At 66.5% G+C, this 23,575-nt stretch carries 20 protein-coding genes and 1 tRNA gene; 8 read left to right on the top strand and 13 right to left on the bottom strand.

Features of this window, described 5'->3' with window-relative positions; translation table 11 throughout:
- Position 1: 1 nt before the first annotated feature.
- Together aroB and O4H32_RS02490 are read right to left on the bottom strand one after the other, a co-directional pair.
- Positions 2-1,078: a 3-dehydroquinate synthase gene (gene aroB, locus O4H32_RS02495; protein ID WP_269356380.1), complete on the bottom strand. Its 1,077-nt coding sequence runs from the start codon at positions 1,076-1,078 to the stop codon at positions 2-4.
- Between the two features lie 6 nt (positions 1,079-1,084).
- The gene (locus O4H32_RS02490; RefSeq protein WP_269356951.1) at positions 1,085-1,672 is read right to left on the bottom strand and encodes a shikimate kinase; all 588 of its coding nucleotides are present in this window, start codon (positions 1,670-1,672) and stop codon (positions 1,085-1,087) included.
- A gap of 154 nt (positions 1,673-1,826) precedes the next feature.
- Here O4H32_RS02490 and O4H32_RS02485 point away from each other — a divergent pair, with 154 nt between their 5' ends.
- From O4H32_RS02485 to O4H32_RS02470, 4 genes are all read left to right on the top strand, one after another.
- Entirely contained in the window at positions 1,827-4,292 is a 2,466-nt protein-coding gene (locus O4H32_RS02485) for a penicillin-binding protein 1A (protein ID WP_407932603.1), read from the top strand.
- The gene (gene lptM, locus O4H32_RS02480; protein ID WP_269356377.1) at positions 4,292-4,483 is read left to right on the top strand and encodes an LPS translocon maturation chaperone LptM; all 192 of its coding nucleotides are present in this window, start codon (positions 4,292-4,294) and stop codon (positions 4,481-4,483) included. The genes O4H32_RS02485 and lptM overlap by 1 nt, the downstream gene beginning before the upstream one ends.
- The gene (gene lysA, locus O4H32_RS02475; RefSeq protein ID WP_269356375.1) at positions 4,480-5,751 is read left to right on the top strand and encodes a diaminopimelate decarboxylase; all 1,272 of its coding nucleotides are present in this window, start codon (positions 4,480-4,482) and stop codon (positions 5,749-5,751) included. Before lptM ends, lysA begins: the two co-directional genes overlap by 4 nt.
- 84 nt (positions 5,752-5,835) lie before the next feature.
- On the top strand, positions 5,836-8,766 hold the full coding sequence (locus O4H32_RS02470; protein WP_269356373.1) for a putative bifunctional diguanylate cyclase/phosphodiesterase: 2,931 nt from the start codon (positions 5,836-5,838) through the stop codon (positions 8,764-8,766).
- 63 nt (positions 8,767-8,829) lie between these two features.
- On the opposite strand, the gene ccsB is transcribed toward O4H32_RS02470, so the two are convergent.
- From ccsB to O4H32_RS02455, 3 genes are all read right to left on the bottom strand, one after another.
- On the bottom strand, positions 8,830-10,140 hold the full coding sequence (gene ccsB, locus O4H32_RS02465; protein ID WP_407932602.1) for a c-type cytochrome biogenesis protein CcsB: 1,311 nt from the start codon (positions 10,138-10,140) through the stop codon (positions 8,830-8,832).
- Positions 10,141-10,180: 40 nt separating this feature from the next.
- The gene (locus tag O4H32_RS02460) at positions 10,181-12,172 is read right to left on the bottom strand and encodes a cytochrome c biogenesis protein ResB (protein ID WP_269356949.1); all 1,992 of its coding nucleotides are present in this window, start codon (positions 12,170-12,172) and stop codon (positions 10,181-10,183) included.
- A gap of 192 nt (positions 12,173-12,364) precedes the next feature.
- Entirely contained in the window at positions 12,365-13,054 is a 690-nt protein-coding gene (locus O4H32_RS02455) for a c-type cytochrome (protein WP_269356369.1), read from the bottom strand.
- A 153-nt stretch (positions 13,055-13,207) separates the two neighbouring features.
- Between O4H32_RS02455 and yihA the strand changes: the two genes are divergently transcribed.
- Positions 13,208-13,831 (top strand): ribosome biogenesis GTP-binding protein YihA/YsxC, encoded by a 624-nt coding sequence (gene yihA, locus O4H32_RS02450; protein WP_269356367.1) that lies wholly within the window; start codon positions 13,208-13,210, stop codon positions 13,829-13,831.
- Positions 13,832-13,898: 67 nt separating this feature from the next.
- Positions 13,899-14,915, top strand: a complete 1,017-nt coding sequence (hemB, locus tag O4H32_RS02445) for a porphobilinogen synthase (protein ID WP_269356365.1) — start codon at positions 13,899-13,901, stop codon at positions 14,913-14,915.
- Between the two features lie 9 nt (positions 14,916-14,924).
- Here the strand turns inward: hemB and O4H32_RS02440 are convergent, their stop codons facing one another.
- The 7 genes from O4H32_RS02440 to petA all read right to left on the bottom strand — a co-directional run bounded on the left by O4H32_RS02440 (position 14,925) and on the right by petA (position 20,888).
- Positions 14,925-16,415: a GGDEF domain-containing protein gene (locus O4H32_RS02440; protein WP_269356364.1), complete on the bottom strand. Its 1,491-nt coding sequence runs from the start codon at positions 16,413-16,415 to the stop codon at positions 14,925-14,927.
- Positions 16,416-16,649: 234 nt separating this feature from the next.
- A tRNA-Thr gene (locus O4H32_RS02435) sits at positions 16,650-16,725 on the bottom strand.
- Between the two features lie 32 nt (positions 16,726-16,757).
- Complete coding sequence (locus O4H32_RS02430; RefSeq protein WP_269356363.1) at positions 16,758-17,180, bottom strand: ClpXP protease specificity-enhancing factor; 423 nt, start codon at positions 17,178-17,180, stop codon at positions 16,758-16,760.
- Positions 17,181-17,182: 2 nt separating this feature from the next.
- Positions 17,183-17,791, bottom strand: coding sequence for a glutathione S-transferase N-terminal domain-containing protein (locus O4H32_RS02425; RefSeq protein ID WP_269356361.1), 609 nt, complete (start codon positions 17,789-17,791; stop codon positions 17,183-17,185).
- 138 nt (positions 17,792-17,929) lie between these two features.
- On the bottom strand, positions 17,930-18,778 hold the full coding sequence (locus tag O4H32_RS02420; protein ID WP_269356359.1) for a cytochrome c1: 849 nt from the start codon (positions 18,776-18,778) through the stop codon (positions 17,930-17,932).
- A gap of 31 nt (positions 18,779-18,809) precedes the next feature.
- The gene (locus tag O4H32_RS02415; protein ID WP_269356357.1) at positions 18,810-20,195 is read right to left on the bottom strand and encodes a cytochrome b; all 1,386 of its coding nucleotides are present in this window, start codon (positions 20,193-20,195) and stop codon (positions 18,810-18,812) included.
- A gap of 48 nt (positions 20,196-20,243) precedes the next feature.
- A complete protein-coding gene (gene petA, locus O4H32_RS02410; RefSeq protein WP_269356355.1) occupies positions 20,244-20,888 on the bottom strand; it encodes a ubiquinol-cytochrome c reductase iron-sulfur subunit in 645 nt (214 codons plus the stop codon).
- 151 nt (positions 20,889-21,039) lie between these two features.
- Here petA and mscL point away from each other — a divergent pair, with 151 nt between their 5' ends.
- Positions 21,040-21,492, top strand: coding sequence for a large conductance mechanosensitive channel protein MscL (gene mscL / locus O4H32_RS02405; protein WP_269356353.1), 453 nt, complete (start codon positions 21,040-21,042; stop codon positions 21,490-21,492).
- Between the two features lie 7 nt (positions 21,493-21,499).
- Here mscL and O4H32_RS02400 read toward each other — a convergent pair whose 3' ends face one another.
- On the bottom strand, positions 21,500-22,279 hold the full coding sequence (locus tag O4H32_RS02400) for a Nif3-like dinuclear metal center hexameric protein (protein ID WP_269356350.1): 780 nt from the start codon (positions 22,277-22,279) through the stop codon (positions 21,500-21,502).
- Between the two features lie 115 nt (positions 22,280-22,394).
- On the opposite strand from O4H32_RS02400, the gene O4H32_RS02395 reads away from it, so the two are divergent.
- Entirely contained in the window at positions 22,395-23,555 is a 1,161-nt protein-coding gene (locus O4H32_RS02395; protein ID WP_269356948.1) for a trypsin-like peptidase domain-containing protein, read from the top strand.
- The last annotated feature ends 20 nt before the right edge of the window (positions 23,556-23,575 follow it).

Here is a 23,575-nt window from a genome sequence, read left to right as displayed (position 1 = left end):
GTCAGGCCTCCGCGCCCGGCAGCAGCGAGCGCACCAGGTCGTCGTCGACCGCCCGGACCTCGGCCCGCCCCAGGGCCGGCAACAGCACATAGCGGATCCGCCGGCCTTCGTTCTTCTTGTCCACCCGCATCAGGTCCAGCCAGCGACCGGCACCCAGGGGGGGAGGGTCCACCGGACAGCCGATGGCCGCCACCAGCGCCCGGATGCGATCCACGTTCCCGGCGTCCAGCCCACCCACCCGGGCGGACAGTTCCGCCGCCATGACCATGCCGCAGCCCACGGCTTCGCCGTGCAGCCACTGCCCGTAGCCCAGGCCGGATTCGATGGCGTGACCGAAAGTGTGACCGAAGTTGAGAATGGCGCGCAGGCCCGATTCGCGCTCGTCCTGGGACACGACCCAGGCCTTGAGTTCGCAGGAACGGCGCACGGCGTGCCGGATGGCCTGGTCGTCGAGTGCACGCAAGGCGTCGACATGGGCTTCGCACCAGCCGAAGAATTCGGGATCGGCGATCATGCCGTACTTGATGATCTCGGCCAGCCCGGCGGAAATTTCCCGGGCCGGCAACGTCGCCAGGACCCCGGGATCGATTTCGACGGCCAGCGGCTGATAGAACGCCCCGATCATGTTCTTGCCGCGCGGATGGTTGATCGCGGTCTTGCCGCCCACCGAGGAGTCCACCTGGGCGAGCAGCGTGGTGGGCACCTGGACGAAGCGGATGCCGCGCATGTAGCACGCGGCCGCGAAGCCGCAGACGTCGCCCACCACCCCGCCGCCCAGGGCCACCAGCACGGCCTTGCGGTCCAGGGCCGACGCCAGCAGCGCGTCGAAGATGCGGTCCAGGGATTCCCATGTCTTGTACTGCTCGCCGTCGGGCAGTTCGATGGACAGCAGCGGCTTACCGGTGGCTTCCAGGGCCGTGCGCAGCCGCGCGCCATAGAGGGCCCCCACCGTGGTGTTGGTGACGATGGCGATCGCCGTGGCGTCCGCCGGAATGCTGTCCGCGACGGCGTCCAGCCGTCCCGCCCCGATCCGAATGGGATAACGCCCCCCGGGGGTCTCGACCTGGACTGTATGCATGGGTTCCTATTCCGTGAGTGGGGCCTGGGCCGCCGCCCGGTCCGGCAAGAGCGCCAGCAGGTTGCGCAGCACCTGGATGATCGGCTGGTCGCCCGTATCCAGCGTGACATCGGCCACGCTTTCATAGAGCGGCTCGCGCAGGGCCAGCAGGTCGACGATGCGTTGACGCGGGTCTTCGGCGCGCAGCATCGGCCGGCCACGATCACGGGCCACGCGCCGGTAGAGCTCGTCGACGCCGGCGCGCAGGTAGACGACGCAGCCGCGCTCGCTCAGCATGCGGCGGTTGGCCTCGGACAACACGGCACCGCCGCCCGTCGCCAGGACCAGGCCGGGCCGGCGCGTGTATTCGTCCAGCGCGGCCGTCTCGCGTCGGCGGAAACCCGCCTCCCCCTCGATATCGAAGATGGTGGCGATGCGCACTCCGCAGCGCGCCTCGATGGCCTGATCCAGATCGATGAACTCGCGCCCCAGCGCCGCCGCCAGCTGGCGGCCGATCGTGGTTTTACCCACACCCATCATGCCGACCAGGAAAATCGGTCGCGCGGCGGCCCGTCCCTCGGGGGGCGTCCGGGTCGGATCGGTGGCGCATTCCATCGTCATGGCGGGGCATCGGGCTGTTCGTTTGCATGTATTATCGCATCAGCCGGAAGCCGCCAGACTCCGGCCCGCCCCGCCCACGCGCATCATCCTGTTACACAGACTCCGCCCCCGCTTCCTGGGTCGATCCGGCCAGGGCTTACAATCGCCTCTGATGAAATCCTCCAATACCTCCTCCAAGCAGAAGCCCCCGGCGGGCCGCTCCTGGTTCACGCGATTGATCTTCAAGGCGATCGTGTTGTTCGCCGGCCTTGGCCTGTGCGGGGCGCTGCTCATGAGTCTGGCGCTGGCGCTGGCCTGGCCCAATCTGCCGGACCTGACGGCGATGATCGACTACCGGCCCCGTGTGCCGCTGCGCATCTACACGGCCGACAAGGTCCTGATCGGCGAATTCGGCGAGGAACGCCGCAACGTCCTGCGATTCGACGAAATCCCGGACGTGATGAAATCCGCCATCCTGGCGGCCGAGGACGACCGCTTCTACCAGCATGGCGGCATCGACTGGGCGGGCGTGCTGCGCGCCGCACTGGCCAACACCATCCACATGTCCAAGACGCAGGGCGCCAGCACCATCACCATGCAGGTGGCGCGCAATTTCTACCTGTCGTCGGAAAAGACCTACACGCGCAAATTCTACGAACTGCTGCTGACCTTCAAGATCGAGGCCACCCTGACCAAGGATCAGATCCTCGATCTCTACATGAACCAGATCTTCCTGGGGCACCGGGCCTATGGCTTCGCCGCCGCCAGCCGCGCTTACTTCGGCAAGCCGCTGGCCGAGATCACCCCGGCGGAGGCCGCCATGCTGGCCGGCATCCCCAAGGCGCCGTCGCGCTTCAACCCGATCTCCAACTTCGAGCGCGCCAAGTCCCGCCAGGCCTACGTGCTCGGCCGCATGCGCAGCCTGGGCTACCTGACCGACGCCGAATACCAGCACGCCATGGATCAGGCCATCGTGATCCGTTCGGCGGCGAACTCCCCCGGCGGTCGTTACGGCGTGCATGGCGAATACCCGGCGGAACTGGCTCGCCAGTTGCTGTATGGCGTCTACCAGGACGACATCTACTCGCGCGGCTTCAACATCTACACCACCATCAACTCCAAGGACCAGGAAGCGGCCTACCAGGCCGTGCGCCAAGGCATCCTGGACTACACCCGCCGCGCGCCTTACACCGGCCCCGAGGAAAACGTCGAGCTGCCCAAGGGCATCGAATCCGACCCCGAGGCGCTCAACGACCTGCTCGACGAACAACAGGACAAGCATCCCGACAACGGCGACCTGCTCATCGGCATCGTCCTGTCGGCCAGCCCGACCGAGGTGCGCGTTGCGCGCAGCGCCAGCCAGATCATCGACATCAACGACAAGCGCGCCCTGCGCGTCGTGGCGCGCGGCCTGGTCGCCAACGCCAAGGAATCCGTGCGCATCCAGCGCGGTTCGGTCGTCTACGTCCATGACACGGGAGACTACTGGGAACTCATCAACAAGCCCTCCATCCAGGCCGCCCTGGTTTCGCTGAGCACCCAGGATGGCGCCATTCAGGCCATGGTGGGCGGCTTCGATTTCGAGGAAGGCAAGTTCAACCGCGTCACCCAGGCCTGGCGCCAGCCGGGCTCGGCCTTCAAGCCCTTCATCTACGCCTCCGCCCTGGAGCGCGGTCTGACGCCGGCCACGCAGATCTCGGACGAACCCTTCTCCCTGACAGCGGAGCAGACTGGCTCCAAGGCCTGGAACCCCAAGAACTACGGCCGCGCCTACGAACCCATGCTGACCATGCGGCAGGGGCTGTACAAGTCCAAGAACATGGTCTCGATCCGCATCATGCAGGCCGTGGGCCCACAGTACGTCCAGGACTATGTCACCCGCTTCGGCTTCGACCGCGCGCGCCAGCCGGCCGTGCTGCCGCTGGCGCTGGGCGCCGGCAGCGTGACGCCGCTGCAACTGGCCGGCGGCTATGCGGTCTTCGCCAACGGCGGCTACCGCGTGCCGCCCTACCTGATCGACTACGTCACCGACAGCGCCGGCAAAGTCATCATGCGCGCGCGCCCGACCGTGGCCGGCGATACCCTGGCGCGCGTGATCGACCCGCGGACGGTCTACGTCATGGACGACATGCTCCGCGGCGTCGCCACCTACGGGACCGGCGCGCGTACCCACCGCGAACTCAAGCGCAACGACATCGGCGGCAAGACAGGCACCACCAACGACTCGCAGGACGCCTGGTTCGCCGGCTTCAACCCGAAACTGGTCGCCGTGGCCTGGATGGGCTTCGACCAGCCCAAGTCCATGGGCCAGGGCGAGACCGGCGGCGGCGCCGCCCTGCCCATCTGGGTGAACTATATGCGCACCGCACTGGCGGGCCAGCCGGAGATCCCGCCGGGCCCCATGCCCAGCGGACTGACGCGCATCGATGGCGATTTCTATTTCTCAGAATTCCCGCCGGGCACGGCCATCGCCCGGGTCGGCCTGCCCGCGCCGGGCGATCCGGCGCCGGGCGCGCCCGCCGACGGCCTGGACGGCATCGGTACGCTGCTGGACCGCCTGCACGGCGACTCCGGCGCCAATTCCGCTGCGGACTCCGGCGCCGCCATCCCCCAACCCGTCCGCGTGCCATTCTGATGACGTCCCACCCCCTGCTTCCACACGCCTCTCGCCTTCTGGCCGGCACGGCCCTGGCCCTGGCCCTGGCCGGCTGCGGCATGAAAGGCAGCCTGCGCCTGCCCGCGCCGCCGCCGGCCGACGCCGCGCTGGCGGCCCCGCCTTCCCTGACCCCGGCGCCCGCGCCGGCCTCGCAACCCCAGCCTTCATGACCGCCGATCTCCAGTTCCCCCTCCGGGACGGTATCCTGCATGCCGAAGACATCCCGCTGCCTGAACTTGCCGACCGCTACGGCACTCCCCTGTACGTCTATTCACGCGCCGCCCTGCATGCCGCCTGGCACCGCTACGAACAGGCCATCGCCGGCCACGACGCGCTGATCTGCTATGGAGTCAAGGCCAACTCCAACCTGGCCGTCCTGCATGAATTCCAGCGCCTGGGCGCCGGGTTCGACATCGTTTCGGGCGGCGAGCTCGAACGCATTCTCGCGGCCGGCGCCAGCCCCGATCGCGTCGTGTTCTCCGGCGTGGGCAAGCAGGGCTGGGAAATCCGCAAAGCGCTGGCCGCCGGAATCAAGTGCTTCAACGTCGAGTCGTCAGCCGAACTCGAACGCCTGGCCGACATCGCCCTGGAACTGGGCGTGCGCGCGCCGGTGTCCCTGCGCGTCAACCCCGACGTCGACGCGCACACCCATCCCTATATTTCCACCGGTCTGAAAGAAAACAAATTCGGCATCGACATCCGCCGGGCGCCCGAACTGTACCGTCAGGCGCTGCAACATCCCGGACTGGAGATCGTCGGCGTGGACTGCCACATCGGCTCCCAGATCACCCAGATCGCCCCCTACCTGGACGCGCTCGACAAACTGCTGGATCTGATCGACGTCCTGGCATCCGACGGCATCGCCCTGCGACATCTGGACCTGGGCGGCGGCCTGGGCATCCGCTACACGGACGAGACCCCGCCCGACCCGGCCGAACTCCTGGCGCCCGTTTTCGCCGCACTGACGGCCCGGGGCCTGGACCACCTGCAGCTCATCCTGGAGCCCGGCCGATCCCTGGTCGGCAACGCGGGCGTACTGCTGACACGGGTCGAATACCTCAAGCGCACCGAAGCACGCAATTTCGCCATCGTGGACGCCGCCATGAACGATCTGATGCGCCCGGCCCTGTACGAGGCCTGGCATGGGGTCGTGCCGGTCGCCCCGCGCGCCGGCACGACCGTCGAGACCTACGACGTCGTCGGGCCGATCTGCGAAAGCGGCGACTGGCTGGCGCGCGGCCGCGCACTGCCCCTGGAACAGGGCGACCTGCTGGCCATTCTTTCAGCGGGCGCCTATGCCTTCTCCATGTCCAGCCAATACAACACGCGCCCTCGGGCCGCGGAGGTCCTGGTGGATGGCCAGGATTCCTGGCTGGTCCGCCCTCGCGAGACCCTCCAGGAACTCTATGCCCAGGAGCGCATCCCCCACCGACCCTAAACTTCCGCCTCCTCCGGACGTCAATCGCCCATAGCCCCGGCCTGTGCGCCACGGACCCGGCCCGTTGTCCCACTCCATCGTTTCATGACGGTCAAGACGCTCCTTTCCCGCACATCCGGTCCATCCAGCCAATCCGCCGCGGGGCGCGTCTGGTCATTCCTGCTATACCGCGCCATTCCGATCCTGATCGGACTGGGACTGGCCGCGTCCCTGTTGCTGCAACCGCGCTACACGAATTCCGTTGGCCAGCCGCTGACAGCCCGTTTCCTGCACGCCGGCACAGGACTCGATCCGGCCCGGGCGCTGGAGCAGCTCCGGAGCCGACCCACCCGGCTCGCGGAATCCGCGCCGGCCGGTCCCGTGTGGCTGTTGGCCGACCTGCCCGCCGGCACCGGATCGGCCGACAGGACCTCCCTGCTGCTGCCTGCCCATCCTTCCGTCGCGCCCGACTGCTGGCTGGTTCACGGCCTGCCCGACCCTCACGGAACCGCCGCCGCGCCGTCGCTGGAAACCCTCGGGATCCGGAACGGCCTGCTCGGCCAGCAGATGCGGCTGCCGAATGCCTCAACAGCCAGCCAGGCCCTGTGCCGGCTGAATCTGTCCCTGCCCGCCCGACTCTCCATCGAGCAGTGGCCGAGCCGCGAACTGTCCGACACCACGGCGCACACCGCCCACGCCATCGGATTGCTGGAAGGCGGGCTGCTGATGATGGCGGCCTTCCTGATCATCATTTCGCTGACCATGCGCGAGCATCCCTACACGGTGCTCGCCTGCTGGATCCTGTGCAATCTGCGCCTGGGCGCCTGGGCCCTGGGCTGGGACCACCAGTTCCTGGGCGTCATCATCCCGCCCGACCTCCTGATCTGGCTCCGCAAGCTGACCGTCCTGATCTACTTCGTCCTGACGATCCAGTTCTTCACCACGCTGTTCCAGCCCAGCCTGGACGCCGCCACGGTGCGCCGCCTGCGCCTGGTCGGCCGGACGAGCGCGGCCTGCCTGCTGGCGGCGCTGCTGGCGCTGCCCCACGACTGGTTCCAGCTGACGATCTTCCTGACCGCCTGGCTGGCCACGGCCCTGGTCTCGGTCACACTCATCCACGGCCTGTTCCGCTTCAACACGCGCTCCCAGCTCTGGCACACGATCGGAGTCTGCCTGGCGCTGGTGATCCTGCTGACGGGCCTGGTCCTGGCCGGCCTGGCACGCACCGCCCTGGTCGGACCTTTCCAGGGCGCGGCCGCGCTGCTGCTCTGCAACCTGCTGATCGCCCTGGCGGCCGCCGACAAGATGCGCGAAGATCGCCAGATCCGGCTGCGCCAGCGCAATGACCTGATCGCCCGCGACACGCTCACGCCGCTGGGCCTGTTCACGCTGGGCGCCACCCGGCACTTCGAGCACTTGAATCCGAACGCGCGCGAAATCCTGGACATCCCGCCGGAATCGGACCTGCACGCTCTCGCCTGGAGCGACTTCTTCCCCAAGCTCGACTGGCTTGAAATTTCCGTGGCCACGGAACAGGGTCGCGACACCGAGATCCAGCGCATCCAGGCCACGCCGGACACGCCGGCCCGAAGTTTCCTGCTGCGCGCCACGCTGGTGGGCAGCCGCATCGAAGGTTCCCTTCAGGACATCAGCGCCCGGACCGAAACCATCCGCAAGCTGCGCCTGATGGCCGACAACGACCCTCTGACCGACACACTCAACCGTCGAGGGATCGAGAAGACGATGCAAAAGGCCATCGAGGACCTGCAGCAGGCCAACACGCCCTGCGCCCTGGCCTTCCTGGATCTGGATCACCTCAAGCGCGTCAACGACCTGTTCGGCCACTCGACGGGCGACACCTTGCTGCAGATGGTCTGCGAACGGCTGAAATACTCGCTGTCCGAGGAGCAGTCCCTGGGCCGCATCGGCAACGACGAATTCATCATCCTGTTCCCCGGCATGCGGGCCGGCGATGCCCGCCGCGCGGCCCAGGACATGATCGAAAGCCTGAACGGCTCCGCCTTGTACGTCGGCGAACGCGCCTTCCAGCTCAAGAGTGCCATGGGGCTGATCGACATCGACCGCAACATGACGCCCAAGGACGCCATCGCCGCCGCCAGCCGCGCCTGCCGGGACGCCCGCAAGCAGCACCAGGACGTCGTCCTGTATGAGGAGAACGCCCGCGAACTCTTCGACCACATCGACGAGCTGCACCTGTTCGAACAACTGGAAAGCACCGGCACATCCGAGGACATCTTCCTGGAGATGCAACCCATCATGTCGTTGCGCCATCCCCTGCAGACCCTCAATTTCGAGGCGCTGCTGCGGGTGCGCAACACCGGCGCGCGGCCGCTGCAGACCGGTAAAATCATCCAGGCGGCCGAAGACAGCGGCATGGTCACCGCCATCGACAAATGGGTGTTCACGACCCTGCTCGAATGGATGTCCAAGCACCACCTGAAACTCGGCCAGACCCGCCAGGTCAACGTCAATCTCAGCGGGGTCTCGCTGAACGACGACCGTTTCATCAACGTCCTGTTCGGCATCCTGAACCAGCAGCCGCAATTCACCCGGCGCCTGTGCGTGGAGATCACCGAGGGCGTGGCCTTGCAGGATCTGGAACGCACCCGCCAGTTCATGCGGCGTCTGCAGCGCATGGGCGCGCGCGTGGCGCTGGACGACTTCGGAGCCGGCTACACCTCGTTCTCGTACCTGAAGGAACTGCCGGCCGACATGATCAAGATCGACGGCACCCTGATCCGCGACATGCTGGCGAGCGAGGCCAACATCGCCATCGTCAACAGCATCGTCGATCTGGCCCACAACCTGGGCATGGAATGCATCGCCGAATGGGTCGAGGATGTCGCCACATTGCGCGCGCTGACCGACATGGGTGTGGACTACGTCCAGGGCTACGTGATCTCGGGGTCGCGGCCCCCGCTGGAAATCCTGGCCTGCGACAACATCCTGCCGCTGGTCGGAGACCCGGCCACCCGCGCCTTCATCGAAGAGATCAGCGGACGGCGCCTGTCGTAGGCGCCGCTTCCGGAAATCGGCGGGACCGTACCGGGCCTCGTCGGCGGCACGGTCCGTGGCGGATCATAGTTCGCCGTACGAATGCAGGCCCGACAGGAACATGTTCACCCCCAGGAAGGCGAAACTGGTCACGAGCAGGCCCGACAGGGCCCAATAAGCGGACATGGCGCCACGCAGGCCTTTCATCAGGCGCATGTGCAGCCAGGCGGCGTAATTCAACCAGACGATCAGCGCCCAGGTTTCCTTGGGATCCCATTGCCAGTAAGTGCCCCAGGCGTCGGCCGCCCACAGCGCCCCCAGGATCGTCGCCACGGTGAAAAAGGCGAAGCCCACCGCGATGGCCCGATACATGATGTCGTCGAGGATTTCCAGCGAGGGCAGCCGCCGGGCGATCGGCGCGCGGAACGCCAGGATCGTGCCCACGATCAGCGCGCCGAAGCCGAAATACAGCATCCAGGTGGCCGACAGCTCGCGCGAACCGAAGATCAGCGGCTCGGCGCACAGGACCGCCCCGAGGACGAACACCGGCACCAGCGGCTTCCAGGTACGGGTCTCGCCATGCGCCTTGACCAGATAGGCGAAGCCCACCATGGCAGCCAGGCTGAAGGTGCCGTAGCCGATGAAATTCGCCGGGACGTGCAGCTTCATCCACCAGCTCTTGAGGGCGGGGACCAGCGGCTGGATCTGGTAGGCGTCCCGGGTGAAGGAATACCACAACAGGAACACCACCAGGGAACTGATGACCAGCAGCACGAAACCGCCGAGGGCGCGCGTGGCGTAGCGACGTTCGTAATACAGGTAGAACAACGCCGTGACCAGGCACAGGAGCACGAAGACTTCGTAGAGATTGCTGACGGGAATATGGCCGATGCCGGGGCCCAGCAGATGGCCCTCGCGCCAGCGCACCAGCAGCCCGGTCAGTCCGGCGTAGACCGCCGACCAGGTCAGGACAGTGCCCAGCCAGGCCGCCGTGCGGCTGGCGAAACCGGCCCAGTAGCAGATCGTCGCCAGGGCGAACAGGGCGCACATCCACAGGATGGCGGACTGCGAGGAAATCAGATATTTCAGCAGGAAAACGCTTTCGACCCGCGACAGGTCGCCCTGCAGCAGGACGCCCGTCGGACTGTAGAGCCAGATCGCCAGCAGCGCCGTCAGGCCCGCCGCCGCCATCAGGGTGCGCAACGGCCGCCACAGCCAGCCCATCCAGCTGAACAGGCCGACCGCGCCGATCAGGATCAGCTTTTCGTAGTAATCCATGAACGTGCCGTATTCGGTCAGCACGTGGCCGGCACCCGCCGCCAACAGCAGGAAAAAGCCGAAATCGGTCCAGTCGGGCCTGCCTCGGCGGCCCCGGTGGTCGCCGCTGGCGTTCATGTCTTGGGGCCAGGCGGCTGCGGCACGCGCGGCGATGGAATCAGACGTCATGATCGTGTCCTCCGGACAGGCGGCGCAGGGCATCCCGCAGCCGTTCGAATTCGTGGTTGAAATCCAGGGTGCGCCGCTGGGTGGTCATGGCCGCCAGCCAGGCGCTGCCGCCGTCCCGCGGCCGGATCCAGACCCAGACGCGGCGTTCACGGATGAAGAACATCGAGAACACCCCGAGCACCAGCAGCAGGCAGCCAATGTAGACGATGGTCTTGCCGGGGCTTCGAGCCACCTGGAAGACGCTTGCCTGGACCTGGTCAAAGCCGGTCAGCTGCAGAACCACGGGAGCAGGATAATCCGGCAGCGTCGCCAGCGCCAGCACGGCCAGGCGCATCCATTGGCGTTCGCGTTCCGCGTCGCTCCCCCGGGGGGCGATCGCGGGCTCGCCCGCCCGCGCCCGCGCCAGATCGCGCAATTCGGTCAGGCTGAGCTGGATCATGGGCACGGCGAAATTCAGGATCTTTTCCCGCTGATCGGGGGGCGCGGCGTCGACGATGCCGTTGAAGCCTTCGCGCGCGAAGGTACGCAGCGCCCCGCGCGCGGCCTGGAACATCAGGTCGCGCTGCTCGCCCTCGGGCGCGTTCCGGTCCGCGAATCGGTGCGCGGCCTGCTCGCGCAGGTTCGCATCGTCGAGCGCGGCGCGCAGCCGCATGAATTCCGCCATCGACCCCTGACCATCCACGGGGACGCGCAGATAGCGGTATGGCTGCGCGGCGGTGTCGCGCACCCCCAGCAGGAACACCGGTGCGTCGTCGATCTTCACGGGCAACAGGTACTGGTTGAATTCATGCGCCTGGCCGTCGGCGCCGATCAGCCGGTACTGCACGCTGGGCCCGACGTTGCGCAGGTTGTCGTTGCGCGGCCGGGCCGCGCTGCCGGTCACGGCGGCCACGTGGGCGACCATGTCGGCCGGCTGCGGATCCCGGCCCTCACCCATGTTCTCGACGTTGATCACGCGCAGGCCCGTATAGTCCACCGTCAGGCCGCCCAGGCTGGCGGGCAGCCTGGATTCGCGTCCGACCGTGCCGGAGACATCCACCGGCTCCGCGGCGGCGCCCCTCAGGGGCCAGGCCCTCAGTTGCAGGCCGCTGCCGCCGTCGTCGAAGCTGGACTGATAGACGGTGACGCCGCGATAGTGCAGCGGCTCGTTCACCTGGATCGTGCGATCGAAGGTCTTGCCGGTCGCCAGGTCCGTCACCGTCACATCGCTGCGGAAATCGCTGGGCATGCCGGTGTCGTAGTATTCGATGTGAAATTTGTTGAGCTTCAGTGTGAACGGCAGGGGCTGCAGCAGCACGCCCTGGCCAGCCGCCACGATGCCGACGCTGCTCTGCTTGCCGTCGGGCACCAGCATGTTGGCCCGGAAGCTGGGATTGCGCGCCGACAGGCGCCCGGATTCGGGCACGTCGGAAATCAGCATGTTGCCGGTCACCGGCTGCTTGTCGAACAGCCAGGTCTGCAGCCGCACCGGCAATTCGCTGTCCAGCAGCCCGCCCAGGCAGATCACGACGATGGCCACGTGCGCGAAGATATAGCCCAGGCGATTGGCCGCGCCTTTTTTAGCGGCCACCATGCGGCTGTCGCCGTCTTCGCGTACCCGGTAGCGGAAGCCCTGGGTCTGCAGCAGTGCGCCCACCTCGGCGCAGGCCTGGTCGGGCGTCCGGTCGCTGTCCAGTTCGACGCGATGATGGAAGGCCTTGAGGCTGGAGCCGCGCACGTATTCCCGGAACGAGCGCATGTCGCGCAGCATCTTGGGGGCGTTGCGCAGCACGCACAGCGTGGTCGACACCACCAGGAAGGCCATGATGAGCAGGAACCACGCGCTGTTGTAGACATGCCAGATGGAGAACTGATCGAAGACCGCGAACCAGAAGGGTCCGAACTGGTCGACGTAGGTGTTGGTCCCCTGGTTCTGGGGCAGCACGGTGCCGATCAGGCTGGCCACGCAGATGAACACCAGCAGGCTGATGGCGAAGCGCATCGAACCCAGCAGTTCGATGGCATCGGCGCCCAAGGCGCGGGAACTGGAAGAAGACGCCACGGCGGCCCACTATGAAAAACGGGGGGTGCGCTTGCGCGTGCCCCCCTCGACCCAAAGCTTTATGCTTTAACGATACACCAGTACGCGCCAAGCCCCCCTCAAGACCCTGTGCGCGACCGGGAAATCCCGTGTCTAACGCAAACCGGCGGCGTAGTCGGCGACGGCTGCCAGGTCCGAGTCGTTCATGCGATCGGCGATGTCGTGCATGATGACGTTGGTCCGATCGCCCGAGCGGAACAGTTTGAGCTGTTCCAGCAGATAGGCGGGGTGCTGACCGGCCAGCCGCGGAAACTCGGCCGGCAGGCCGGCGCCGTTGGCCGAGTGGCAGGCCGCACAGGCCGGAACCTGGCGATTGGCGATACCGGCGCGCCAGATGGTCTGGCCGCGTTCCATGGAGGATTCCTTGGTGGCCGTCCCGGCCTTGTCCCAGTCCATCTTCTGGTGCGACAGGTACAGCGCCACGTTCTGGATGTCCTGCGGCGTGAGCGAGGACGCGATGGCCGACATGATGGACGGCGCGCCGGCGGCACCCTTGCGCATGGCGGGCTTGTCGCCCTGGGACACGAAATCGCCCAATTGCTTGGCGATGTATTCATGCGGCATCGCGGCCAGATTGGGGTTCATGGGGATGGTGCTGTTGCCACCGTCCCCGTGACAGGTGACACAGGCCAGTACCCCGCGCGCGGGATCGCCGTTGACGAACAGTTGTTCGCCGGCTTTTGCATCGGGCTTGGGCGCGTCTTCGGCGTGGGCGAGGCCGGGCAGGACGCCGGCGAGAATCAGGCTGCCGGCCATGAACACACTGGAAAACGCACGCTTCATGAGATCCTCGGTGGTGATTCGTTCACGACGCCGAAGACCGGCGCCCGACAAGGCCGGCATCTTGTCCGCCCGGGGGACACACGATGCGCGGCAACATTCAATATGAAATTATACAATAGGCTTCACCCCCCCTTCTTATCGAGCCCACCCCTCGTGTCTCTCCTTCATCGCGCCCGGTTTACGGTGTCCGCCGCCAGGCTGGATCAATTGCCCGCCCCGACCACCGCCGAAGTCTGCTTCGTCGGCCGTTCCAATTCGGGCAAGTCCTCGGCCATCAACGTCCTGACCAACCAGCGGCGGCTGGCCTTTTCCAGCAAGACCCCGGGCCGGACCCGGCTGATCAACCTGTTCGGCATCCCCGACCCGATCGAACCGGATGCCTGGCTTGGCTTCCTGGTGGATCTGCCCGGCTACGGCTACGCCGCCGTCGACCGCGCGGCGCGCGACGAATGGGCCGAGGTCCTGGGCGGCTACCTGCACGAACGCTCCAGTCTGGCGGGCGTGGTGCTGCTGATCGACATCCGCCGCGGCGTCACCGATCTGGACCGGCGCCTGGCCCGCTGGATCGCCCTGCGCGGCCTGCCGACCCTGGCCTTGCTGACCAAGGCCGACAAGCTGCCCTACGGCCAGCGCATCCAGGCCGCCGCGCGCGCACGCAAGGACCTGGCCGACATCGGCACACTGACCGCGCTGCCGTTCTCCGCCACCCATCGCGTCGGTCTGGACGAAGCCGCCGCCCACATCGAGAACTGGATCTCGCCCCAGGCCGTGCCCTGAGTGCGCGCATCCCCTCAGGCCCCCACACCGCCCCGCCGCGCCCGGCGGACGTTTTCCGGAGTTCCGCATGACCGCCTTCCTGCCCCCCGCCGACTTTCCCGCCATGCGCCTGCGCCGCAACCGGCGCGACGATTTTTCCCGCCGCCTGGTGCGCGAAACCCGCCTGTCGACGGACGACCTGATCTACCCGGTGTTCGTCTGCGAAGGCCGGGACGTGCATGACCCGGTAGCCTCGATGCCGGACGTGGCGCGCCAATCCCCCGACGTCCTGCTGCGCACGGCCGAACAATGCCTGGAACTGGGCATCCCCGTGCTGGCGCTGTTCCCGCACATCGACCCGTCCCTGAAGACGCCCGACGGCCTGGAGGCCGCCAATCCGGACGGCCTGATCCCGCGCACCGTGGCCCTGCTGAAATCAAATTTCCCCGAACTGGGCGTGCTCACCGACGTGGCCCTGGACCCCTACACCAGTCACGGACAGGACGGCCTGATCGACGAGGACGGCCAGTTGCTGAACGAACCCACGGTGGCCATGCTGGTGCGCCAGGCACTGACCCACGCCCAGGCGGGAGCCGACATCGTCGCCCCCAGCGACATGATGGACGGGCGCATCGGGGCCGTGCGCCAGGCACTGGACGCCCGGGATCGCATCCATACCCGCATCATGGCCTATTCGGCCAAATACGCCAGCGCTTTCTACGGCCCTTTCCGCGACGCGGTGGGCTCGGCCGCCAGCCTGGGCGCCTCGAACAAGTCCACCTACCAGATGGACCCGGCCAACCGCCTGGAAGCCCTGCGCGAAGTCGCCGCCGACATCCGCGAAGGCGCGGACATGGTGATGGTCAAGCCCGGCCTGCCCTACCTGGACGTGCTGCGCGAGGTCAAGGACGCCTTCGGCATGCCCACCTATGCCTACCAGGTCAGCGGCGAATACGCCATGATCAAGGCCGCTGCGGCCAACGGCTGGCTGGACCACGACAAGGTCATGATGGAATCCCTGCTGGCCTTCAAGCGCGCGGGCGGCGACGGCATCCTGACGTATTTCGCCATCGCCGCGGCGAAGATCCTGCGCGGGCGGGCCTGAGCCCCGCGCTCAGGCCAACCGCCAGGGCCGGGGCGGGTCGGCCGGGCCGTCGGCGTCATGGATGCCGTGGACGCAGTAACGGTTGCGGCCCTGGCGCTTTGCCTGGTAGAGCGCCTGGTCCGCATACGACAGCAGTTTGTCCAGACCGGCCGGCAGGCCTTGCCTGTCGTGCGCCACGCCAATACTGACCGTGATCCGCAAAGGCTCGTCGCTATCGTGGTAGAGACGGATTTTTTCCACGCAGGCCCTGAGGCGCTCCGCGATCTCGGCGGTGTCCTCGAGCGAACAGTCGGGCAGGACCAGACCGAATTCCTCGCCACCCAGCCGCCCGAACAAATCCTCGGGGCGGATGGCCTCGCGGATGGTGCGCGCGAACTCGCACAGCACATTGTCCCCGGCGGCATGGCCGTGCCGATCGTTGAGCTGCTTGAAATGATCGATGTCCAGCATCATCAACCCGTTGCCGTACGGGGCCGGAGGAATCCGCCGGAGATATTCCTGGGCGCCCCGCGTGAACGCCGGGCGTGACAAGGCCTGCGTCAGATCATCGTGATCCAGCGCACGGTTCAGGGACACGACCAGGTCGCCGCGCGCGGCCAGTGCGCTGGACATGAGCAATGGCACGATCATCAACAGCAATACACCCAATTGCAGGGAAATCCGGCCCCAGGCGGACAATGGCAACAGGCCGTCCGGCACCAACGCCCAACCGGCATCGAGGCCAAGCAGAACGCCCAGCGCCGACAACAGCGCCAGCCAGGCGGCTGTCCACTGCTGATAGGCATGTGCGCAGTACAGCAGGGCAGCGAACGGCAACAGCAGGGCGCCGGGCCCGCCCAGCAGGAAACACAAGGCCAGGCTGACCGCCAGCAGGAGCCCCGGCACCCGTGCGGACCAGTCCCCCAGATGACGCCATGGCCCGCGATCCCGGTGGCGGCGATCGACCCCGGGCAATGCCCTGCCGGGCAGCAACAGGACAGGCAGCAGGAAGATGCAATAGCCGAGCCACTGTCCGAGCAGACCGCTGACGACGGTTTCCAGCGGCGGATCGGAGGGAGAGCGCCAGAGGCTGGCGAGCAGTCCGAGCACCACGGTGGTCGCCGCCGCCGCCAACCCGGCCAGCAGCATCCGGATCACGGCACGGGGCGCGCGCAGATTGTCCAGCGGCCAGAAGCGAGTCAGGATGAGCCAGGCCACCCAGATGCCAGCCAGGTCCGCCAGGCCATCGGTCACCGCGCTGGTTGACGCAGCCCCCAGTCCCAGGCGCGCCAGGATCAGGCCGGCACCCATCAGCATCCACGACAGGGCGCGGATCGGCGCCTTGTGACGCAACAGCACGCCCACCAGGACCGCGTTCGCCGGCCACAGGATCGCGCGGGCGAACGCCGGCTGAACCAGCAGGCTGGTCAGCGCCAGCAGAAACGCAGCCGCCGCGATCCAGGCCGCCTGAACGAGCGGCCGGGAAAAGGTCGTATCGAGGGAAAGGGTCTGCTGGCTCATCGTCCACATGCCGTCCGGATACTGTCACCAATGCCGTTCACCGGCCCGCCTCTCGTCGGCGCGGCGGCTTTGGCCCTAATGTAACCATACATGATAGCCGGTTTCCATGATCGCGGATATCACACCTGTAGTGCGGCGCCTCAGCCCCGGGGATAAAACCGATTCCGGACATCGGGCTGTCGCGCACACGAAAACGCCGCCCATGCATGGGCGGCGTTTTCGTGTGAATCGCTGTGGTGCCGGCTAGAGGAATCGAACCCCCGACCTTCTCATTACAAGTGAGCTGCTCTACCAACTGAGCTAAGCCGGCCAAGGACCGTCATTCTACAGGACGCAGCCGCCCTATTTGACGATCTTCAGGTGGGACGGCTTGGCCGCGTCCGGGGCGTCATCCGGTGCCGCGGGCGGGTTCGGCGGCGGGGACGGTTCGTCGCCACCCGGATAAGGGCGCGAGGCCACGACCTCGAAGCCCATGCCGGCGCCGGTCTCACGGGCGTACACCGCCGAGACCGCCCCCACGGGAATGAACAGATGCTCCACCGCGCCATTGAAACGGGATTCGAATTCAATGTATTCGTTGCCCAGCGTCAGCCGGTTGGTGGCCAGATGGCTGATGTTCAGCGTGATCTGGCCATCATGGACGTGGGCGGCCGGCACCACGGTGTTGTCGTCGACGGTCACCACCAGGTAGGGGGTGTAGCCATTGTCCGTGCACCATTCGTGCAGCGCCCGGATCAGGTACGGTTTGGTCGAGGATTCCTGCATGTTCAGCGGCGCATGACCTTTTCGGACGGAGTGAGGGCCTCGATATAGGCGGGGCGTGAAAACAGACGCTCGGCGTATTTCTGGATCGGGGCCGCGCTCTTGGGCAGTTCGATGCCGTAATGGCCCAGGCGCCACAGCAGCGGCGCGACGGCGACGTCCAGCATGGAGAATTCCTCGCCCAGCATGTACTTGTTCTTTACCAGCAGGGGAGCCAGCTGGGCCAGCCGGTCGCGGATGTTGGCGCGGGCCGCGTCGAGCACCTTTTCATCGGTGACGCCGCGGTTTTCGAGCGTGGACACGTGGACGAACAGTTCCTTTTCGAAGTTGTACAGGAACAGCCGGGTACGCGCCCGCATGATCGGGTCGGCAGGCATCAGCTGCGGATGCGGGAAGCGCTCGTCGATGTATTCGTTGATGATGTTCGACTCGTACAGGACCAGGTCGCGCTCGACCAGGATGGGCACCTGGCCGTAGGGATTCATCACCGCGATGTCCTCGGGCTTGTTGTACAAGTCGATGTCGCGGATTTCGAAGTCCATGCCCTTTTCGAACAGCACGAAGCGGCAACGTTGCGAGAAGGGGCAGGTCGTCCCGGAATAGAGCACCATCATGTCGTGGGTTCCAATACAAAAAAAGACAAAGAACACGCGGGGGCCGGAAAACGCAAGCCAGGCGTTGCAACGCCTGGCTGGCATCCCGACCCGCGCGGCCGGAGGGTCAGGCGCCCCGAAGGAGGGCGCCGCCGACCTTTAACGGACGTGCTTCCAGTATGCCGCATTCATGCGGATGGCGACAAACAGGAACAGGAACAGGAACAGCATGACCCAGACGCCGATCTGCTTGCGCGCCAGCTGGCCGGGTTCCGCCATCCAGCCCAGGAAGTTGCTGAGGTCGGCGACGTCGCTCTCGAACTTGCCGAAGGTCTTGGCGTCGGCGGAGTCGAAGCGCGTGACGCGGGTGGCTTCGCCAGTGTAGTCCTTCAGGATCTCGGACTTGGCGGTGGGGATGCCGTCGGCGTCGTAGACCGTGGTGGTGCGTTCCCATTGCGCGTTGCCCTGGGCGTCGGCGACCTGATGGACCTCGATGTCGGTGAAGCTGCGCGGACCCTCGAGCTGCCAGAGCACGTTGGGCATGCCGACGCTGGGGAAGACGACATTGTTCCAGCCGGTCTTCTTGCTGGAGTCGCGATAGAAGGTACGCAGATAGGTATAGATATAGTCCACGCCGGACGGGCCGAAATTGGTGCTCTTGGCGCGGGCGATCACGGACAGGTCCGGCGGCGCGGCGCCGAACCATTTCTTGGCGTCCTCATGGGTCATGGAAATCGTCATCAGGTCGCCGACCTTCTCGCGGGAGAAAAGCAGGTTTTTCTTGATGTCGTCCTCCGACAGGCCCAGGTCCATGAGCTTGTTGTAGCGCATGGCGTTGGCGCTGTGGCAGTTCAGACAGTAGTTGACGAACAGTTTGGCGCCGTTTTGCAGGGCGGCCAGGTCGGTGATGCGGTCGGGGGCGCGATCCAGGTGCGGGCCTTCGCCGGCGGCGAAGGTCAGCGAGCAGGTCAGGGACAGGGCCAGGGCACCGAGCAGTTTTTTCAGCATGATCTTTCCGTGACAGTCAGTGGTTCGGCCTTCAGTGGGCCCGGAAGGTGACGCGGTCGGGAACCGGCTTGAAGGTGCCCAGGCGGCTCCAGACGGGCATCGCCAGGAAGAACGCCAGGTAGATGACCGTGCCGACCTGTCCGATCATCGTGGCGGTCGGGGACACCGGCTGCGTCCCCAGCCAGCCAAGGATCAGGAAGTCGATGATGAAGATCGCGTACAGGACCTTGTGCCAGTTGGGACGGTAGCGGATGGACTTGACCGGGGAATGATCCAGCCACGGCAGGAAGAACAGGATGACGACGGCGCCGCCCATGGACACAACGCCCCAGAGCTTGGCGTCCAGGACCTTCAGCAGGATGGCGACCAGGACCAGGATGCCGGGCACGGCCAGACGCCAGATGCCGGAGAGCTTGCCCTTGGCGAACAGCACCACGGCGGCCAGCAGCGCGCCTGCGGCCAGCACCCAGGTGAAGTCGCTGGTGGTGGCGCGCAGCATGGTGTAGAAAGGCGTGAAATACCAGACCGGCGCGATGTGCGGCGGCGTCTTCAGCGGGTCGGCCGGAATGAAGTTGTTGTACTCCAGGAAGTAGCCGCCCATTTCGGGACCGAAGAAAATGATCGCGGCGAACACGATCAGGAAGCCCGCCACGCCGACCACGTCATGCACCGAGTAGTAGGGGTGGAACGGGATGCCGTCCACGGGGTGGCCGTTTTTGTCCTTGGGACCTTGCTTGATTTCGACGCCGTCGGGGTTGTTCGAACCCACTTCGTGCAGGGCGATGATGTGCGCCACGACCAGGCCGATCAGCACCAGCGGGATGGCGATCACGTGGAAGGCGAAGAAGCGGTTGAGGGTGGCGTCGGACACGACGTAATCACCGCGGATCCACAGGGACAGTTCGGGGCCGATGAAGGGGATGGCCGAGAACAGGTTCACGATCACCTGGGCGCCCCAGTAGGACATCTGGCCCCAGGGCAGCAGGTAGCCGAAAAAGGCCTCGCCCATCAGGCACAGGAAGATGCCCACGCCGAAGATCCAGACAAGTTCGCGCGGCTTGCGGTAGGAACCGTAGAACAGGCCGCGCAGCATGTGCAGATAGACCACGACGAAGAACATCGAGGCGCCGGTGGAGTGCATGTAGCGGATGAACCAGCCGCCCGGCACCTCGCGCATGATGTATTCGACGGACTCGAAGGCGAAACGCGCATCGGGCTTGTAGTTCATCACCAGGAAGATCCCGGTGACGACCTGGATCACCAGCACCAGCAGGGCCAGCGAACCGAAAAAGTACCAGAAGTTGAAGTTCTTGGGAGCGTAGTACTCGGACATGTGCTCCTTGAACATTTTGGTGAGCGGGAAGCGGTTGTCCACCCAGCCCAGCAACCCGGTCGTCTCGACGTTTTTATCGGCCATGGAAGGCTCCTAGATTCAATATCGCAAAAGGATGAACGAGGGCGTCCATCAGGCCTTGTTGTCTTCTTCGACACCGATGGTGATGCGGGTGCCGTCGGCGGAAAAGACGTAGGGCGGGATTTCGAGATTGTCAGGGGCCGGCTTGTTGGCGAACACCCGGCCGGCCAGGTCGAAGGTCGAGCCATGGCAGGGGCACAGCCAGCCCCCGGGCCAGTCGTTGGGCAGCCCGGGCTGGGCGCCGGTCTGGAAGTGGGCGGTCGGAGAGCATCCCAGATGGGTGCAGATGCCGATGCAGACGAAGTATTCGGGCTTGCGCGAGCGGTATTCGTTCTTCGCCCATTCCGGCGTGAAACCGGGGCGGTCGGACTGGGGGTCGGCGAGTTCGGCGTCGTGCTTGGGCAGGTCCTCGAGCTCGGCCTTGGTGCGGCGGACGATCCAGACCGGCTTGCCGCGCCATTCGACAGTCATCATCTGGCCTTCGGCCAGCCCGGAGATGTCGGCCTCGACCGGCGCGCCGGCCGCCTTGGCCTTTTCGGAGGGCGCGAACGAGCCGACAAAGGGAACGGCCGTGGCAACGCCCGCGACCCCGCCAAGCGTACAGGCCGATGCGACCCAGAAGCGGCGCGAAGGATCGGGGGGCAGGTTCGGGTCGACTGCGCCCTGCTCGTCGGACTGTGTCGGATGCTGACTCATTCTCTGTTATCCCTGGTTGCCGCCCGTGGGCGGAGCGTTTTGAATGTGATCTGCCTGTGCGCGGGGCCGTGAAAACACCGCCCCGCAAGGGTCTTCAACCGCGTATTATAGCGTTACGCCCTGTGGGGTAAATGGATGGAGGAATACCGAAATGAGCGCAACCGGGGGTTTCATCAAAGAATTCCGAGAATTCGCCATCAAGGGCAACATGATGGACCTGGCCATCGGGGTCATCATCGGCGGCGCCTTCGGCAAGATCATCGATTCGGTCGTCAACGACCTGTTCATGCCGCTGATCAACTTCATCGTCGGCGGCAACGTCAATTTCGACAACCTGTTCTGGGTGCTGCGCCTGCCCGAGGGCTATGCCGGCGGCCTGACGATGGCCGAATTGACCAAGGCGGGCGCGGTGGTGTTCGCCTGGGGGCATTTCCTGACCATCTTCGTCAATTTCCTGCTGCTCGCCCTGGTGGTCTTCGTGATGGTGAAGCTGGTGAACAATGCCCGGCGCCGCTTCGAGGCCGAACCGCCCCCCAAGGCGGCGGCCGCCCCGCCCGAGGACGTCCTGCTGCTGCGCGAGATCCGCGACGCCCTCAAGAAATAGGCCCGTCCTATACCGGATTGTCGATGTCGACGAACTCGCAGGGCACGCCGAAGCGGGCCTCGATGGCCGCGCCCAGGGCGCGGATCCCGTAACGCTCCGTCGCATGGTGACCGGCGCTGATGTAGGCCGCACCCGTCTCACGCGCCAGATGCACCGTGGGTTCGGAGATTTCCCCGCTGACGTAACAATCCGCACCCGCCGCCAGGGCGGCGTCCATCATGCCCTGGGCCGCACCGGTACACCAGGCCAGCCGCCGCACGGGTCGGCCGGGCTCGCCGATCACCAGTGGCTCGCGCCCCAGCCGATGCGCGATGTCGGCGGCCAGCGTGCCCACCGTCATGTCCCGTGCGGGCGCGCCCAGCCAGACCAGGTCGTCCGGCCCGCAGCGTCGGGGCGCGCCATCGGGCCGGACATCCGGCACCCAGTCCATGACGCGCGCCAGCTGGGCGTTGTTGCCCCATTCAAGATGGGCGTCCAGGGGCAGGTGATAGGCGAACAGATTGATCTCGCGCGCCATCAGAGTCGACAGGCGGCTGTGCTTGGGGCCGCGGATGCAGGGGTCTTCGTTCTTCCAGAACCAGCCATGGTGCGCCAGAATGGCATCGGCGTCGAGCGCGACGGCGGCCTCGATCAGGGCCTGCGAAGCCGTCACGCCGGTGACGATGCGGCGGATCCCGTCGCGCCCCTGGACCTGCAGGCCGTTCGGGCAATAATCACGGAAGCGTTCCGGCTGCAACGTGTCGTTCAACCAGTCCGCCAGTTCCTGGCGGGATATTTGAATAGGCATACGGTGTCCTTTAGCATGTCTTTTTGCCGCCGGGCCGCCGCCGGGCGGATCACGCCCCATGAGAGGCGGCAAGCCGAAGGCGCGGCGCAAGGGCTTTCAAGGTAGATCGATGTTCATCAAACGATTGTGGCTGATTTTCGCCCAGACCGTCACGGTCTGTCTGGGGATTCTGTTCCTGGTGGCCACCCTGCGGCCCCAGTGGCTGCCGGGCGGGACGCCGGTCGCCGGAACCGCGCCCGGCGCATCCACACCCGCGGCCATCGCGGCATCCACGCCGATCAGCTATGCCGTCGCCGTGGCGCGTGCCGCGCCGTCGGTGGTCAACATCTACACCGCCAAGCATGTGGACGTGCCGCTGGTGCCTCTGCCTGACGACCCCAGGCTGGAACAGTTCCTGCGCGGCCTGCCGGGCTTCACGCGGCGCGAGGCCTCCACCAGCCTGGGCTCGGGCGTGATCGTGCGCGCCGACGGCACGATCCTCACCAACTACCACGTGATCGAGGCCGCCGACGCGATCGAGGTACGCCTGCGCGACGGGCGCCGGGCCGCCGCGAAACTGGTCGGCGCAGACCCCGAAAGCGATCTGGCGGTGCTGACAATCGGCCTGCCGGATTTGCCGGCGATCGCCTTCGACCCCGATCCGTCGGTGCGCGTGGGCGACGTGGTGCTGGCGATCGGCAACCCGTTCGGCGTGGGCCAGACCACGACCCAGGGCATCGTATCCGCCGTGGGACGCAACCGCCTCGGCTTGAACACCTATGAGGACTTCATCCAGACCGACGCGGCCATCAATCCCGGCAACTCGGGCGGCGCGCTGATCGATACCCGGGGCGAACTGGTCGGCATCAACACAGCGATCTATTCCGAAACCGGAGGGTCGCTGGGCATCGGCTTCGCCATCCCCGCGGCCACGGCCCATCACATCCTGGACGAGATCCTGGCATACGGCCGCGTGCGCCGCGGCTGGCTGGGGCTGGAGCCCCAGGACATCACGCCCGACCTGGCGCGGGCTTTCGGCCTGAAGGACACGCGCGGCGCCATCGTCGCCCGCATCCTGCCCGGCGGCCCGGCGGCGCACGCCGGGGTGCGGGTGGGCGACGTCATCCGCTCGCTGGACGGCCAGCCCGTGGAAGACGCCTACGACCTGGTCAACCGGCTGGCGCCGCTGCCGACAGACTCGACCGCCCGGCTGGCGCTGCTGCGACAGGGGCGGGCCCTGACGCTGGACGTCCGGGTGGGGGTCCGCCCTCCTTCCGCGCGCGGTCCGGGGCGCTGAGGGCCACCGGCCCACACCCG

The sequence above is a fragment of the Castellaniella denitrificans genome (assembly GCF_027214045.1).
Taxonomy (GTDB): Bacteria; Pseudomonadota; Gammaproteobacteria; order Burkholderiales; family Burkholderiaceae_B; genus Castellaniella; species Castellaniella denitrificans_A.
Note: the sequence above shows the minus strand (reverse complement) of the source record. Positions and strands in the feature narration are given on the sequence as shown.

Coding starts and splice junctions, on each gene's coding strand:
- aroB (WP_269356380.1), bottom strand. CDS start 1,078: ATGCATACAGTCCAGGTCGAGACCCCCGGGGGGCGTTATCCCATTCGG.
- O4H32_RS02490 (WP_269356951.1), bottom strand. CDS start 1,672: ATGGAATGCGCCACCGATCCGACCCGGACGCCCCCCGAGGGACGGGCC.
- lptM (WP_269356377.1), top strand. CDS start 4,292: ATGACGTCCCACCCCCTGCTTCCACACGCCTCTCGCCTTCTGGCCGGC.
- lysA (WP_269356375.1), top strand. CDS start 4,480: ATGACCGCCGATCTCCAGTTCCCCCTCCGGGACGGTATCCTGCATGCC.
- O4H32_RS02470 (WP_269356373.1), top strand. CDS start 5,836: ATGACGGTCAAGACGCTCCTTTCCCGCACATCCGGTCCATCCAGCCAA.
- ccsB (WP_407932602.1), bottom strand. CDS start 10,140: ATGAACGCCAGCGGCGACCACCGGGGCCGCCGAGGCAGGCCCGACTGG.
- O4H32_RS02460 (WP_269356949.1), bottom strand. CDS start 12,172: ATGCGCTTCGCCATCAGCCTGCTGGTGTTCATCTGCGTGGCCAGCCTG.
- O4H32_RS02455 (WP_269356369.1), bottom strand. CDS start 13,054: ATGAAGCGTGCGTTTTCCAGTGTGTTCATGGCCGGCAGCCTGATTCTC.
- hemB (WP_269356365.1), top strand. CDS start 13,899: ATGACCGCCTTCCTGCCCCCCGCCGACTTTCCCGCCATGCGCCTGCGC.
- O4H32_RS02440 (WP_269356364.1), bottom strand. CDS start 16,415: ATGAGCCAGCAGACCCTTTCCCTCGATACGACCTTTTCCCGGCCGCTC.
- O4H32_RS02430 (WP_269356363.1), bottom strand. CDS start 17,180: ATGCAGGAATCCTCGACCAAACCGTACCTGATCCGGGCGCTGCACGAA.
- O4H32_RS02425 (WP_269356361.1), bottom strand. CDS start 17,791: ATGATGGTGCTCTATTCCGGGACGACCTGCCCCTTCTCGCAACGTTGC.
- O4H32_RS02420 (WP_269356359.1), bottom strand. CDS start 18,778: ATGCTGAAAAAACTGCTCGGTGCCCTGGCCCTGTCCCTGACCTGCTCG.
- O4H32_RS02415 (WP_269356357.1), bottom strand. CDS start 20,195: ATGGCCGATAAAAACGTCGAGACGACCGGGTTGCTGGGCTGGGTGGAC.
- petA (WP_269356355.1), bottom strand. CDS start 20,888: ATGAGTCAGCATCCGACACAGTCCGACGAGCAGGGCGCAGTCGACCCG.
- mscL (WP_269356353.1), top strand. CDS start 21,040: ATGAGCGCAACCGGGGGTTTCATCAAAGAATTCCGAGAATTCGCCATC.
- O4H32_RS02400 (WP_269356350.1), bottom strand. CDS start 22,279: ATGCCTATTCAAATATCCCGCCAGGAACTGGCGGACTGGTTGAACGAC.